The sequence below is a fragment of the Halomarina halobia genome (assembly GCF_029338575.1).
Classification (GTDB): Archaea; Halobacteriota; Halobacteria; order Halobacteriales; family Haloarculaceae; genus Halomarina; species Halomarina halobia.
Genome location: NZ_CP119992.1, coordinates 1,909,583 through 1,922,829, shown reverse-complemented (window position 1 = coordinate 1,922,829; position 13,247 = coordinate 1,909,583). Strand labels below are relative to the sequence as shown.

18 protein-coding genes are annotated in these 13,247 nt (G+C 72.5%); 5 read left to right on the top strand and 13 right to left on the bottom strand.

Annotated features, from left to right (window positions below; genetic code table 11):
• The first annotated feature begins 176 nt into the window (after positions 1-176).
• A complete protein-coding gene (locus tag P1K31_RS10170) occupies positions 177-1,052 on the top strand; it encodes a halocarboxylic acid dehydrogenase DehI family protein (RefSeq protein WP_276303216.1) in 876 nt (291 codons plus the stop codon).
• A gap of 34 nt (positions 1,053-1,086) precedes the next feature.
• Here the strand turns inward: P1K31_RS10170 and P1K31_RS10165 are convergent, their stop codons facing one another.
• From P1K31_RS10165 to P1K31_RS10145, 5 genes are all read right to left on the bottom strand, one after another.
• Positions 1,087-2,061: a glycoside hydrolase family protein gene (locus tag P1K31_RS10165; RefSeq protein WP_276303215.1), complete on the bottom strand. Its 975-nt coding sequence runs from the start codon at positions 2,059-2,061 to the stop codon at positions 1,087-1,089.
• Positions 2,062-2,162: 101 nt separating this feature from the next.
• Positions 2,163-3,473, bottom strand: coding sequence for an MFS transporter (locus P1K31_RS10160; RefSeq protein ID WP_276303214.1), 1,311 nt, complete (start codon positions 3,471-3,473; stop codon positions 2,163-2,165).
• 49 nt (positions 3,474-3,522) lie between these two features.
• On the bottom strand, positions 3,523-4,410 hold the full coding sequence (locus P1K31_RS10155; RefSeq protein ID WP_276303213.1) for an amidohydrolase family protein: 888 nt from the start codon (positions 4,408-4,410) through the stop codon (positions 3,523-3,525).
• A complete protein-coding gene (locus P1K31_RS10150) occupies positions 4,407-4,799 on the bottom strand; it encodes a methylated-DNA--[protein]-cysteine S-methyltransferase (protein ID WP_276303212.1) in 393 nt (130 codons plus the stop codon). Before P1K31_RS10150 ends, P1K31_RS10155 begins: the two co-directional genes overlap by 4 nt.
• Positions 4,799-5,794, bottom strand: a complete 996-nt coding sequence (locus P1K31_RS10145; protein WP_276303211.1) for a hypothetical protein — start codon at positions 5,792-5,794, stop codon at positions 4,799-4,801. The genes P1K31_RS10150 and P1K31_RS10145 overlap by 1 nt, the downstream gene beginning before the upstream one ends.
• Before the next feature lie 110 nt (positions 5,795-5,904).
• Here P1K31_RS10145 and P1K31_RS10140 point away from each other — a divergent pair, with 110 nt between their 5' ends.
• Positions 5,905-6,327 (top strand): HIT family protein, encoded by a 423-nt coding sequence (locus P1K31_RS10140; protein ID WP_276303210.1) that lies wholly within the window; start codon positions 5,905-5,907, stop codon positions 6,325-6,327.
• A gap of 151 nt (positions 6,328-6,478) precedes the next feature.
• Here the strand turns inward: P1K31_RS10140 and P1K31_RS10135 are convergent, their stop codons facing one another.
• Positions 6,479-7,078: a M23 family metallopeptidase gene (locus P1K31_RS10135; protein ID WP_276303209.1), complete on the bottom strand. Its 600-nt coding sequence runs from the start codon at positions 7,076-7,078 to the stop codon at positions 6,479-6,481.
• Between the two features lie 138 nt (positions 7,079-7,216).
• On the opposite strand from P1K31_RS10135, the gene P1K31_RS10130 reads away from it, so the two are divergent.
• Positions 7,217-7,960, top strand: a complete 744-nt coding sequence (locus P1K31_RS10130; protein WP_276303208.1) for a P-loop NTPase family protein — start codon at positions 7,217-7,219, stop codon at positions 7,958-7,960.
• Here the strand turns inward: P1K31_RS10130 and P1K31_RS10125 are convergent.
• The gene (locus tag P1K31_RS10125; protein WP_276303207.1) at positions 7,957-8,469 is read right to left on the bottom strand and encodes a DUF7858 family protein; all 513 of its coding nucleotides are present in this window, start codon (positions 8,467-8,469) and stop codon (positions 7,957-7,959) included. The genes P1K31_RS10130 and P1K31_RS10125 overlap by 4 nt on opposite strands.
• A gap of 214 nt (positions 8,470-8,683) precedes the next feature.
• Between P1K31_RS10125 and P1K31_RS10120 the strand changes: the two genes are divergently transcribed.
• Both P1K31_RS10120 and P1K31_RS10115 read left to right on the top strand, forming a co-directional pair.
• Entirely contained in the window at positions 8,684-9,070 is a 387-nt protein-coding gene (locus P1K31_RS10120) for a DUF7344 domain-containing protein (protein WP_276303206.1), read from the top strand.
• 169 nt (positions 9,071-9,239) lie between these two features.
• Positions 9,240-10,106, top strand: a complete 867-nt coding sequence (locus P1K31_RS10115) for a transcription initiation factor IIB (protein WP_276303205.1) — start codon at positions 9,240-9,242, stop codon at positions 10,104-10,106.
• Here the strand turns inward: P1K31_RS10115 and P1K31_RS10110 are convergent.
• From P1K31_RS10110 to P1K31_RS10085, 6 genes are read right to left on the bottom strand one after another with little or no spacing between them, the layout of a single operon-like run.
• On the bottom strand, positions 10,085-10,744 hold the full coding sequence (locus tag P1K31_RS10110) for a nucleotide-binding protein (RefSeq protein ID WP_276303204.1): 660 nt from the start codon (positions 10,742-10,744) through the stop codon (positions 10,085-10,087). The two genes, P1K31_RS10115 and P1K31_RS10110, sit on opposite strands and share 22 nt — an antisense overlap.
• Complete coding sequence (locus P1K31_RS10105; protein ID WP_276303203.1) at positions 10,741-11,538, bottom strand: DUF7857 domain-containing protein; 798 nt, start codon at positions 11,536-11,538, stop codon at positions 10,741-10,743. Before P1K31_RS10105 ends, P1K31_RS10110 begins: the two co-directional genes overlap by 4 nt.
• A gap of 30 nt (positions 11,539-11,568) precedes the next feature.
• On the bottom strand, positions 11,569-12,186 hold the full coding sequence (locus P1K31_RS10100; RefSeq protein ID WP_276303202.1) for a DUF7856 family protein: 618 nt from the start codon (positions 12,184-12,186) through the stop codon (positions 11,569-11,571).
• An 8-nt stretch (positions 12,187-12,194) separates the two neighbouring features.
• Positions 12,195-12,533, bottom strand: a complete 339-nt coding sequence (locus P1K31_RS10095; protein WP_276303201.1) for a DUF7855 family protein — start codon at positions 12,531-12,533, stop codon at positions 12,195-12,197.
• 55 nt (positions 12,534-12,588) lie between these two features.
• The gene (locus tag P1K31_RS10090) at positions 12,589-12,858 is read right to left on the bottom strand and encodes a DUF7854 family protein (protein WP_276303200.1); all 270 of its coding nucleotides are present in this window, start codon (positions 12,856-12,858) and stop codon (positions 12,589-12,591) included.
• 54 nt (positions 12,859-12,912) lie between these two features.
• Positions 12,913-13,227 carry a DUF7968 family protein gene (locus P1K31_RS10085; protein WP_276303199.1) on the bottom strand — a complete coding sequence of 105 codons (315 nt, stop codon included), beginning with the start codon at positions 13,225-13,227 and terminating at the stop codon, positions 12,913-12,915.
• Positions 13,228-13,247 lie beyond the last annotated feature (20 nt).

Sequence of the window (13,247 nt, the reverse complement as noted above, 5' to 3'; positions counted from 1 at the left end):
GAAACCGCGTCGGGGACGTACCGGGGACGATCTCGACGATCTCGATCGAGCAGGAGGTCGATGTAGCTCCCGACGGTCTGGCGCGTGACGCCCGCGTGGGTCGCCAGCTCAACGTTCGGAAGCCCCTCGCTGCCCCCGACCCCAACGCCTACCCTCCCGGCGTGCATCCCCCTCCCATGGATACGAGCGAGCAACTGTACGACCGCGAGGCGACCGGGTGGCGTCGCGGCCTCTACGACGACGTCAAACACACCTTCCGCGCGCCGGTGGTCAACTGGATCTTCCGGACGGCGGTGGCGAACGAACCCGAGTTCACCCGCTACGCGTGGGGGCAGGTCAAGCCGCTGTTCGAGACGCGCGCGTTCGCCCGGCTCACGGTCGAGTACCGGGACGCCGTGCTCTCGGAACTGGACGACCTCCCGGCCTACGACCCGGCGGCGCTCGGCGTCTCGCCGGCCGCGTTCGCCGAGTTGCGGGGGCAACTCGCCACCTTCGACGTCGTCGCGCCCCGCCTCGCCGTGCTCTTCGAGGCGATGGACCGGGGGCTCCACGGTGAGGCAGTGGGGACCGACACCGCGGACGACCCCGCGACGACCGCGCCGTTTCCCGACTGGCTCGACCGGGACCGGGGCGCGCCGCCGTCGATGGTCGCGCCCGACGCGGTGCCGGGCGAGCTATCGGGGACGGTCGAGTCCGTCCGGGAGTTTCACGGCCTCGGTTCGAACCTGCCGAGCATCTACCGCTGTCTCGCGCAGTGGCCCGCCGCGCTCGACCGGCTGTGGGGGGACGTCGAACCGGCCCTCGAGAGCGCGGCGTTCGACCGCGCGTGCGACCGGGTGGACGATCTCGCGAGCGGGTTCGTGACGGGCGCGCCCTACCGACCCCGCCTCGCGCCCGACGACCTGCGCGGGATCGGGATGGAGGAGGATTCGATCGAGGACGTACAGGAGCTCTTCCGGGAGTTCAACTCGGGGCCGGTCGAGACGGTCCTGCCCGCGCTCCCGGTCTTCGCGGCGACGGTGGGCGCGGGCGGCGAGCGCGCGCCGCTGTAGCGCGTCGCGTCCCCCGCGACGGGCGAGGCCGGGGTCAGTCGAGGCCAAGCCCGCCCCGCTCGCCGTACCGGAGATCGCGCGGCGGGGCGAGCGAGTAGGGGTTCGGCGCGTCCGGGTGGCCGAGTTCGGGGCCGGCGTTCCAGGTGAGAAAGACGTCACGGCCGTCAGGATCGGGGACGACGCGGCCGGTGTACTGCCGGCTGTCGCTCCCGAGGAGGAGGTCGTCGGTCTCGGGCGGCGCGAAGTCGCCGTCGAGCGCGTCAGCGACGAGGTAGCGGACGCCCGTCTGGCGGTCGTCCGCCGGGACGTGATCGGCGTACCACGACGCCTGCACCGAGAAGAGGAGGTACCAGCGCCCGTCGCGCCGGTGGAGCGACGGGACCTCCATCTCGCGGTACCGTCCCGGCGACGCCGCGGGCGGGAGGACCTCCCACTCCACGAGGTCCGCCGAGCGCGCGCGGGCGATGCACCCGCGCCGCCCCGGCGGCCGATCGGGATCGCGCGCCGTGACGAAGGCGTAGAACGTCCCCGACTCCGGGTCGCGGACGATGCAGGGATCGCGCCAGGGTACCGTTCCGTCCACCGTCTCCTCGCGCCCGGCGTAGCGGTCGTCGGGGGGGAGTACCGGGTTCGCCGGGTGGGGTTTCCACGTCCGGAGGTCCGTCGAGGTGGCGACGCCGATCCGCTGGGTGTGCCCGTCGGGGTCGCGCCGCGAGCGCCCGGTGTAGAAGAGGTAGTGGCGACCGTCGCGTTCGAGCGTCCAGCCCGTCCAGAGCGCGAGGCTGTCCCACGCCGCCCGGTCGGCGCTCGGTTCGAGTATCGTCCCTCGGTCGGTCCACTCGCGGAGGTCGGTCGAGACGGCGTGGCCGACGCTCGAACAGTGGTGTCGTTCCGACGGCTCCGTCCCCGCGGGGGCCTGCAGGTGGAACAGGTGGTACGTTCCGTCCACCTCGGACACCCAGAAGTCCCAGATGACCCGATCCGGCGGACAGTATCCGATGCGGCTCACGTAACGCGGTTCTCTCCCCAAGCGCGTATACTTTCGGTCGCCCGCCCGATATCGCCGGGCCGGCGACGCCGCTCGACCGAGTGCGACCGGGAGCGTCGGCGTCAGTCGTCGGCCGCCGCCACCCCGCCGCGGGCGGGTCGGCCCACCCGCAGGTGGATCCACGCCGCGCAGCCGACGGCGAGCACGCCCGCGAGCGCGGCGAGGCCGAACGCGACGCGGTAGCCGGTGACCGAGTAGACGCGCGCGCCGTTGATCGTCTCGCCCGTCCAGTAGGCGTCGAGCGCGACGCCCATCAGCGCGGGGAAGGTCGCCGCCCCGAAGTAGCCGAGGCTGTTCACCGTCCCGGTCACCGTCCCGCTCGCGGTCGCGCCGTGGCGCTCCTTGGCGACGGTGTAGGCGAGCGCCGTCCCGCCGTTGACGAACGTCCCGAGGAAGAGCAGCGCCCCGAGCACCGGCAGCGGCGGCGCGACGGCGAGGAAGATGGCCCCGTAGGCGAGCGTGAACCCGACGCTCGACGCGAGGATTACCTCCGTCCGGCGGCCGAGGCGATCGGAGAGCGCGCCGAAGACGGGCGGGCCGAGCAGCAGGCCGACGTTCCCGAGCAGGACGTACGTCGAGGCGCGGGCGACCGACACGTCGTAGACGTGGACGACGTACGGCACGCCCCACAGCCCGAGGACGGTGAAGTTGACCCCGAAGAGGAAAAAGAGCATGCCGCCGAGCAGCCACGTCTCCCGCTCGCGCAGGACGCGTTTCGTGTTCGCGAGGACCGTCGCGGCGCTCACCGACTCCGTTCCGGGGGTCACGCCGTCGGGCGCGTCGAAGCCGGCCCGCCCCGGGTGGTCGCGGACGAGCGCGTAGACGACGACGGCGATGCAGAGGCCGGCCGCCCCCGCGATCAGCAGCGCCGTCCGCCAGCCGAGGGCCCCCGCCACGAGCGCCAGCGGGGTGGTGGCGAGCACGCCCCCGAGCCCCGCGGCGGCGATCGTCCACCCGGTCATCGTGGCGAACTCGTCCGGGCGGAACCAGTTCGCGCAGAACCGGAGCGTGGCGATGTAGAGGACGCTCCCGCCGAGGCCGATGCTCGCGCGGGCGAGGAAGCCCCCGACGAGCGTCCCTCGGGTGGCGAACGCGAACACGCCGGCGCTCATCACCACCAGCCCGAGGGCGGCCACGCGACGCACCCCCGCGCGATCGACGAGCACGCCCGCCGGTAGCTGGAGCGCGGCGTAGATGTAGAAGAACGAGGCGTGGAGCAGGCCGAGTTCGGCCGCGCTCGTGTCGAAGGCGCGGGTCAGCTGGTCGGCGAGCACCGACGAGGAGACGCGGTGGAAGTTCACCAGGAGGAAACCGCCGGCCAGAACCGTCCACAACACCCATCGCCACCGTCGCGGATCCGACCGAACTGTCATCCCCTGTCCCGTTCGGTTCGAGCGACAAATAGGTACGCGTCACCGACGCTCACGGTGACGCTTCGCCCAGAAAGCGCGCCGCCGCGCCCCGGAGGAGCGCGTCGAAGGCCTCGTCGGACAGGTCCCGGGACAGCAGGTGCTCGCGCTCGCGCTCGTAGGCGTACGGGACGTTCGGGTAGTCGGAGCCGTACATGATCCGGCCGGCGAGGTCCTCGAAGGCGGCGTCGGGGATCGAGGCGGGGTCGAAGCCGAGGAGGTCGGGGGCGGTGGACGCCATCGCCACGCAGGTGTCGAGGAACACGGACTCGCGCTCGCGGGCCAGCTCGAGAAAGCCCTCGTGCTCGTAGGTGCCCATGTGGGCGCAGCAGGCCCGCACCTCGGGGTAGGAGTCGACGAACGCCCGGAAGCGGTCGAGGCCGACGTGGGGGCTGTCCTCGAACATCGGCGCGGTGCCCGCGTGAAAGACGATCGGGCGGTCGTACTCGGCGGCGAGCTCGTAGGCGGGGTCCAGCCGCGGGTCGTCCGGCGCGCAGCCCTGGACGGGACACTGGAACTTCAGGCCGCGCGCGCCCGCCTCGAACGCGTCGCGGACGACCGTCCGCACTTCGTCGTCGGCGTGGACCGTCGCGAACGGGATCGCCATCTCCGACGCGCCCGCCCGCTCCAGCAGCCACCCGTTCAGCTCCCGCGCGATACCCGGCTTGTGGGCGTAGGGGAGCGCCACGTAGCGCGCGACGCCCTGCGCGCGCAGCACGCGCTCCACGTCCGCCTGGGCGGCCGAGTCCGGGAACGACCAGCCCGCCTCGTCGTGCAGGGCGCTCCGGATGGCCGTCATGAGGCGCTCGGGCATCAGGTGGACGTGGGCGTCCGTGACGTCGCTGAATCGGTCGTCACGGCCGGAACCGCCCGCGTCGTCCGACCGACCGTTCCCCGTCATGCGCGCTCGGCCTCGAAGTCGAGCAGGCGGCGCTTGCACGCGACCCCGTCGGCGGCCGAGAACCCGCGCAATCCGCCGTCGCTGCCGACCACGCGGTGGCAGGGGACGACCAGCGGGACGGGGTTGCGCCCGCACGCCCCGCCGACGGCGACGGGGGCGGTGTCGAGATCGGCGGCGAGGTCGCCGTAGGTGCGCGTCTCGGCGTAGGGGATCGCCGCCATGGCGCGCATGACCCGTCCGGTGAACGTCTCCGGGAACCGGACGGCGAGGTCGAACGACCGGCGCTCACCGCGCTCGTACTCCCGGACCTGCTCGCGGATCTCGGCGCGGTCGGCGTCGAGGGACCGCTCGTCGAGGGCGAGGTCCGAGCCCAGGACGGAGACGCGCATCAGAAGTGCCCCCGCGCCTCCGCCGCGTAGGTCTCCGGGGCGACGTCCACCACGCCCTCGTCGTGCAGCACCGTGAAGAACGTCGCGTCGCTCCAGTAGTACCGGTCGAACACCGACCGCGCGACGATGTCGAGCACCGGGGTCACCCCGTCGGCGAGGAAGAGCGCGAAGTTGAAGCTGTTCAGCCCGGCGTCGCCGTAGTAGGAGAGGACGTTCGCGAGCCCCGACGCGAGGTCGGCGACGAGGTCGCTCTCGGGGGCCGGGACGCCCTCCGCCCCGGCCGCGACGCCGACCAGGTGGCGGTGGTTGCGCGGGGCGAACGGCGCGAGCCACGACACGCCGCCTGTCTCGGCGACGAACCGCTCGCCGTCGCGCTCCTCGTCCGCGAGGTCGGCCCAGTAGTCCGCGCCGTGCTCCTCGCGGTAGGCGCGCTCGGCCTCGCGCAGCTCGCGCTGGACGTTCGTCCCCCGGTCGTCGACGAGCGTCTGGAGGTGGGGGTGGATGATGCTGCTGCCCGCCGACCGGAGGAAGTTCATACTCACGCTGGCGTACGGGGCGTCCTCGTGGTCGCGAACGGCCGTCACGTACCGGAGCGCGGCGCGCAGGCCGTCCGCGAACACCTCGGGCGTGAACCCGTCGATCGGTCGGTAGTGGTCCTCCGTGAGCGCGACGACGTTCGAGTGCGCGCCGTAGGGGCTGAGGTTCGGGAAGGAGGTCGCCTCGCCCTCCGTCCCCCGCTCCTCGCCCACCCAGTCGGGGTACTTCGGGGTGACCTCCTCGACCGTTCCCGGGCAGAAGAAGCAGTTCTCGTCGTCGCGCACGACCTCCTCGATGTCGAACTCCTCCGGGTGGACGAAGTTATCGGGAACGATCCGCGCCTGTCGCCCCGTCAGCGGATCCTCGCGCACCTCGACCTCGACCTCGACCGGGGCGAAGTCCTCGAGCGGGCTGTAGAACGACGCCCGCTGTACGTCCCTGACGAACTCGATCGGCATGGTGTCTCACGATTCGCGGGTCAGAGTAAAAAGGTTCACCGCCCCCGCCGCGCCGGCCCCTGAGCGGGGCCACCGGGAGGCTTTTGCCGCCGCCGGACGACCGCCCGCCCATGGTCGACTGCATCTTCTGTCGCATCGTCGACGGCGACCTCCCGAGTCGCACGGTGTACGAGGACGACTCGGCCCTCGCCTTCCTCGACGCGAACCCGCTCGCGCCGGGACACACGCTCGTCGTCCCGAAGGCCCACCACGAGCGGCTGGACGACCTCCCCGACGACCTCGCGGCGGACCTCCTCGCCGTCCTCTACGACCTCGTGCCCGCCGTCGAGCGGGCGGTCGACGCAGACGCGATCACCGTCGGGTTCAACGACGGCGCGGCCGCCGGCCAGGAGGTGCCACACGTCCACGGCCACGTCGTCCCGCGCTTCGAGGGCGACGGCGGCGGCCCCATCCACGCCGCCATGGGACGCAGGCCAGACCTGAGCGAGGAGAAACTGGACGACATCGCCGCGGCGATCGGGGAGCGGGGGTAGTCGTTTCGACGGCAGTCGCCACGGGCCCGTCGTAGCCCCTCGCGACGGCCGTTCCGAATGTACGCTTCGTCGTCTCTCTCGCCGACGGCGGACCCCTCGCTTCCGTCGCACGTGGCCGTCAGGTGGGGGTACGGGCCGGTCGAGCGACCCGTCAACCGATCGTTCCAATCCGTTCGTACCGCGAGACGTCCTCCCCGTCGGAGACGGTGACGTCCTGCAGGTGACAGTACAGCGTCTCGTAGCCGCCACCGTGATCGATGACGACGTAGTTGCCGCGGGCGCGCTCGTAGTGGGTGTGGGCGGTTCCCGCTCGCGCGGCAAGGACCGGCGTCCCGTGGTCGCTGGTGCTGTCGACCCTGTCGTGGTCCCCGTAGCTCCGGTTGCTATACCAGTCGGATACCATGTATCCCGTCGCCGGGCGGGAGACCTCCGCGGCGTCGGTGCCCCGCTGGATGGCCCACCCGGTCAGGCGACCGTGGGTCCCGTCGTCGAAGCGGTGCTTCCACCACGTGTAGCCGTCGGCGGACACCGGGCCGTCTACGATGTAGCCGCCGGCGTACCTCGCGGCGGTCGCCTCGATCCCGTACCGCAGCCCCGGCCCAGCACGGACTGCCAGGTCGGCCGTCGCGTAGACTGCCTGCCCGACGGAGTGGACACTCGCGCGCTCGCACCTCGCCGTTGGGATCGCCAGGAGGGCGGAGGCCGCAACCGCCGCACCCAGAAACTGTCGACGGTCCAGATATTCGCACATAATTCTGATTCACAATACCGTGTTATATATTTTAAATTTACTATCGGGTATATGTATACTACTGTTCGGCTCGGGAGACGTCGGGTCACGGTCGTGGACGCCCGTATGCTTTTATAGGATACCCTCACGAAATACGATATGACTGGTTACAGCCTCGTCGGCGCGACCGGCGGTGCCGGAACGACCCGCCTCGCGCTCGAGTTCGGCGCACTGCTCGCCCGTGGCGGCCACGACGTCGCCGTCCTCGACGCGGCGTACGCCACCCAGGGCCTCGTCGATCACTGTCCTACCTACCCGGACGCGGACGTAACGGAACTGGCGCTCGACCCCGACGCGCCGCTGGAGGCGGGTCTCGTCGACTTCGCGTCCGACGCCGAGGGCCGCCTCGCCGTCTGCCCCGCGCGCGCCCCGTTCGAGCGACTGGCCCGCGCGAAGACGCCCGAGGCGGCGCGGCGGTTCGAGGCGCGCATAGAGGAGGCCGGGGGGCGCTTCGACTACGTCCTCGTCGATACGCCCCCGGTCGCGGCGAACCAGGCGGTCGCGGCGGTCACGGCCTGCGCGTCCGTCTCGGTCGTCGCCCCGCCGGGCCAGCGGGGACGCGCCGCGCTGGTCCGGGCGCGCGACCGCCTCGCCGACCTCGGCGTCGAGGTGGACTCGGTCGTCGTGAACCGTCCGGAGAGCGTCGACGACGCGCCCGACGCGGACGCCGTCGTTCCGGAATCGACCGGCACCGACCCGGCCGCGGTGCCGGTCTGCGCCGCCGCGGACGGCCCGTTCGCCGCGGGCGTCGCGGACGCGGTCACGACGCTGTTCGGCGTGCGCGTCGAGGTCGAGGTCGGGGACGACGGCGTGCGCGAACGGTTGCGGTCGCTCCGCCGCTAGCGACGGTCGAACCCGTCGTCCATCGTCTCGGCGAGGAGGTCGCGCTTGGCGACGGCGGCGTCCCCGCCGAGCGCGAGCGCGTCCGCGAGCGCCTCCCGCGCGCCCGGAAGCGGGTCGTGGGTCTCGACGTAGACGGCGAGCGCGAACGCCGACTCGCTCGCCCCCGAGAGCGAGAGGGCGTCCGCGCGCGAGAGCCGCGCGTCCAGCCAGTCGTCCACGAGTTCGCGACCCGTCGGTCCGAGCGGCGAGACGTGCTCGCCGAGGAGGTGCAACACCTTCGCGCCGGTCACCGGCGGGAGGTCGGCCGCGCCGGCGCTCGCTCCCACGCTCGCGCCGCCCGCGTAGGCCTCGACCACCGTCGCGGCCGCGTCGGCCGAGCACGGCAGGTCGTCCTCGAACGCGGCGAGTCGCTCGTCCAGGGAGGCCTCGGTCGCGTCGACGCTCGCGACGCCGCGCTCGCGCTGCTCGGTCGTCACCTCCACCCCGGCGGCGATGTCCGACAGCCCCATGCGCCGAAATTGTTCCTTTAACTGACTTAAAAGTTCGGATGAATGTATCGTCGCGGGGCGGGCCGTCTCGGTTCCGCGGCGGTGATCGTCGGGGACGTCCGACCGAAGGCACGAGAGCGCCCGGCGATTATATTCATAAGATAAATTTCTAATAGAAAAAGAGTTATACCGACGCGAACGATTCACTACGTCCGGTGGGTGGACTGATCAGATCATGAGACGAAACACAGGTGGTTCGAATCCGACGTCCGGATCAGGACTCGCCGACAGCGAGGCCCTGTCGGCGGACTCGATATTCGATGCGCTGGCCCACAGGCGTCGACGGTGCGTCATCTACTGTCTCCGGGAGTACGACACGCCGATGACGCTGCCCGATCTCGCGGACGAGGTCGCGGTCCGGGAGCGCGGGACGACGATCGCGGCGATCCCGGGCGAGGAGGTAAAGCGCGTCTACATGTCGCTCTATCACTCGCACATTCCGAAGCTCGCGAACGCCGACGTCGTCGCGTACGATCAGGAGCGGGACATGGTCGCGCTCGCGGAGAACGCCGCACACCTCGCGCCGCACCTGGAACTCCTCGAGGAGAACGATCCGTCGTAGGCGGACGGGAGCGACCCTCGAACGCGTCGGCCCGGACCGCTCGCCGCCGAGCGTGGGCCCCGGCCGAACGAAGGTACCGGTTACCGGCACGCTCTCGCCCCCGACTCCGGTCGAAACGCGGACCCGTCGCTCTTCTTTAAAGGCGGTGTCGGGACAAGTTTCACCTGTGATGAGTTCGGCATCAGCGGGGAGTTGCCCCGAATGCGACGGTCACCTGCGGCGGGAACGTACCGAGACGGTCTGCGGTAGTTGCGGCCTCGTCGTGAGCGAGGACGCCATCGACCGCGGTCCCGAGTGGCGTTCGTTCGCGGAGGACGGGTCCGACCCCAGGCGCACCGGCGCGCCGCTGACCCGCTCGCGTCACGACCGCGGCCTCTCGACGGAGATCGGCTACGCGACGCGCCTCAAGGGGCGCAAGCGCCGCCGCGTCGCCCGGATGCGTCGCCACCACGACCGCGCGAAGATCGGCTCGAAGACCGAGCGAAATCGCGTCTACGCCTTCACCGAGATCCGCCGCCTGACGGGCGCGCTCCAGCTTCCCGACCACGTCCGCGATCGCTCCTGCGTCCTCTTCGAGTCCGCACAGAACGAGGACCTCCTCCGGGGCCGCTCGCTCGAGGGGTTCGCCGCGGCGGCGGTGTACGCGACCTGCCGGGTCGGCGGTATCTCGCGCACCGTAGGGGAGGTCACGGAGCACGCGAGGGCCACCCGCGCCGAGCTGCGGGCGGCCTACGACGCGCTGAACCGCGAACTCGGGCTCCCCACCGGACCGATCGACCCCCGCGAGTACCTCGCGCGCTTCGCGACGGAACTCGACCTCCCCGCCTCGGTCGAGCGTCGCGCCCGGGAACTGGGCGTCGAGGCGGCCGAGCGCGGCCTCGTCTCCGGGCGCAACCCGGCGGGCGTCGCCGCGGCGTGCCTCTACACCGCGGCGGACGAGGCGGGCCGCTCGATCACCCAGCGTCGCGTTGCGGACGTCGCGGGCGTCACCCCGGTCACGCTGCGCTCCACGCACTACGACCTGACGGACGACTGAACGACCGACCCGAGTTCCTCGAACGGTTCCGCCGCCCGCCCGTCGAGCGACGCGACCGGCACGCCGTGGGCCGTCGCGCGGGCGACGACGTCGGACTCGGGGATGGGCGTCACCGGCGCGCCGAAGAGTCCCTCGATCCGATCCACCGACGGATCCTCGCCGGCCCGGTTCAGCGCGACCGCCGCCAGGCCCGCGTCGAGTTCCCGCGCGAGGACGCGCGCGCGGACGGCGTCGGCCAGCGCGACCGACGACGGCGTCGTCACGAGGACGCACGCCTCCGCCGCGAGCAGCGCCATCCCAACGTCGCTTCCCGCTCCGGCGGGGCAGTCGACGACGCACCGGCCGTACTCGTCGGCCACCGCCTCGATCGCCCCGACGAGCGCCCGCGGGTCCGCCGCCCGCGCCCCGACGAGCGTCCGACCGCAGGGGAGGAGCGCCACCGGTCCGCCCTCGCGCACGGCCTCGACGGGGTCGGCCCGCCCCGCCAGCACGTCGTGGAGGTCCGGTCCCCGCGCGGTCGGCAGGTCGGCCATCCCCAGGTCGGCGTCCACGACGACCGCGTCGAGCGCCCGGCCGAGGTTGTACGCGACGGTGGTCTTCCCGACGCCTCCCTTCCCGCCCGTGACGGCGAGGATCACGCGACGCGCTCCAGCGTCTCGATCGGCAGGTCGAGCGACGCCCGCCGGCGCAGGTCGGCGACGCGCGCCTCCAGTCGAGCGAGCGTCTCCCGATCGTCTTCGAGCGCGGATCGGAGCGCCCGCGCGCCGGCCAGCCCGCCGACGCGCTCGAGCGCCGCGGTCGCGTCGTCGAGCGTCTCCACGGCGGCGAGTTCCTCGCCGGCCTCGATCCGCGCCTCGATCGTTGGGAGCGTCGCCGCCGCCGCATGTAACGGAGCCGCGCCGTCCCCGCGCGCGTCGGTCGCCTCCCGGTCGGTTCCCCCCTCCCGCTCGCCCGTCGCCTCCTCGTTCCCGCCCGCTCGCCCGTTCTCCGCACCCTCATCGTCGTCGCTCTCCGACCCGCACTCCGCCGACCGATCGCCCCCCGCCGCCCGCTCGGGAACCGGCACCGCCGCTCGCGGCGGGCGGGGATCGGAGAGCGCCCGGACGACGCCGTCCGGGGTCGCCTCGACCGCGGGTGCCCAGTCGGGGCGGTCGAACGTCGGCGACCCCTCGTCGGCCGCCAGCGACTCCACGGCCACCGGTTCGCCGTCCGTCGGTCGCGCGGGCGTCGCGAAGCCGAGCGCCAGGGTTCCCTCCACGCTCCCCTCGAACCCCTCGTCGGTCCACCCCGGTTCGGGCGCGCCGCGACGTCGCGGCGGCCAGATCGGCGCGAGGTGACTCGTCAGTCGGACCCGCCGTCGCCGGGCGCTCCGTAGCACGACCGAGACGAACGTCACCCCGCTCCGGCGGCGCTGTGACCACTCGATGTCCATGGGGACGCTTGCCGCGTTCTCCGGGATAAACTACAGGCGGAGGACGGGCGCGTCGAGCCACTCGGCGGCGGCCGCCGCGCCGTCGAAGCGGTCGCACGCGAGCACGACCGGCGCTCGCACCTCGCCCACCCGGAGCACCGCGAGCGTCGCCGTGACGCCGTCGGCGGCGAACGGATCCGTCGGGTCCGCCGGATCCGACGACGTCGGTCCGGGCGCGTCGGCGACGCCCGCCTCGTCACCCGTCCCGCGGAGCGCCCGCACTCGCCCCTGGAGGGCGGCGACGCGCTCGCGCAACCGCGCCACGTCGCTCGCGGCGTCGGCGACCCGTCGCCGCACATCGCTCGCGTCGACGCGCTCGACCGGTTCGTCCCCGAGGGCTTCGAGCCGACGCTCCAGGCGGGCGCGCTCGTCGTCCTGCGGCGCAGCGAGCCCCCGCGATCGGGCCGCGAGCGCCAGCGCCGTCCGCACGCGGAGCGCGGCGGCCTCCCGGACGACGCCCGCCCGCTCGTGGAGCGCCCCGGGCCGCGGACACTCGACGAACGAGTCGGCCTCCCGGACCGCTCGCGCGACGCGCTCGACCGTCAGCCCGCGTCCCCGGAGGTCGATCGCGTCCCCGGTCAGCGTTTCCGACGGCAGGTGAACCCTCACCGGCCCCCTCACAGCTCCCGGTCGGCTAGCTCCTCGGGGGCCGGGTGGTCGGTCCCGACCGCGAACTTCGCGTAGGGCACGTTCGGGTCCGCTCGGCGCTCGTAGGCGTGGGCGGCCTCCCGGACGCGCTCGGGGACGGCGTCGAACTCGTTGAACGGCTCGACGCGGGAGAGCTGCACCTCGCCGGGGTGCTTCTCGCGCAGTCGGAGCGCGAGGAACGCGCCGAGTTCCGTCGCCTCGAACAGCGCGACCCGCCCGAACCGCCTGACGACGCTCCCCTCGTGCGCGCGATGGACGTTCCTGAGGCTTCCCCTGGCGGCCCGCGAGTAGGCGATGACCAGTAGCACAGCGTGAACTCGAACCCCTCTCCACGATAAACAGTACGGTTTTCGTGACTGATCGTCACTCGACGCGCTCGACCTCGAACGAGCCGGGGTCGTCGACGAGCGCGCGGAGGCGCTCGCGCGCCTCCTTCGGCGAGGTCGCCACGACGACGAGGCCGTCGACCGGCGGATCGCCGCTCGCGCGGTAGGCGTCCCGCTCCGCGAACGACGTGGCGTAGGTGCGCAGGACGCCGCGGACGCGCCGCTCGGCCGCGGCGAGGTCGCACTCGCCCGCCTCGAAGTCGCTCAGCACGTCCTCGATGTTGCGCAGCGCGGAGATCCGGTCCATTCGACTGGTCGTGATCGAGCGCGGGGCATAAGTCTCCCGCTCGCCCGTACCGAGTCAGTCCGCCCTCGGTCCCGGTCCCGCCCGACTCTGCGCGCGCCAGCCGCCCGACAGGTCGCACTCCGGGCGCTCGACGTACTCGACCTCCGTCTCCCTCGTCACCTCGCCCTCCCCCTCGACCGCCTCGACGACGAACGCGATGTCGTGGGAGCTCCCGCAGCAGCCGACGTCACAGAACTCCTCGAAGCGCTCGCCCTCCTCGAACGTGTCGTGGGTGCGCCTGAGCCACGCTCGGAAGGGCTTCGTCTCGATCTGCATGCGCCCCCACGCGCTCAGGTCCTCCGGGTGCGAGAGCACGACGCGCGTGATCATGCCGGCAGGTAGGGTCCGAA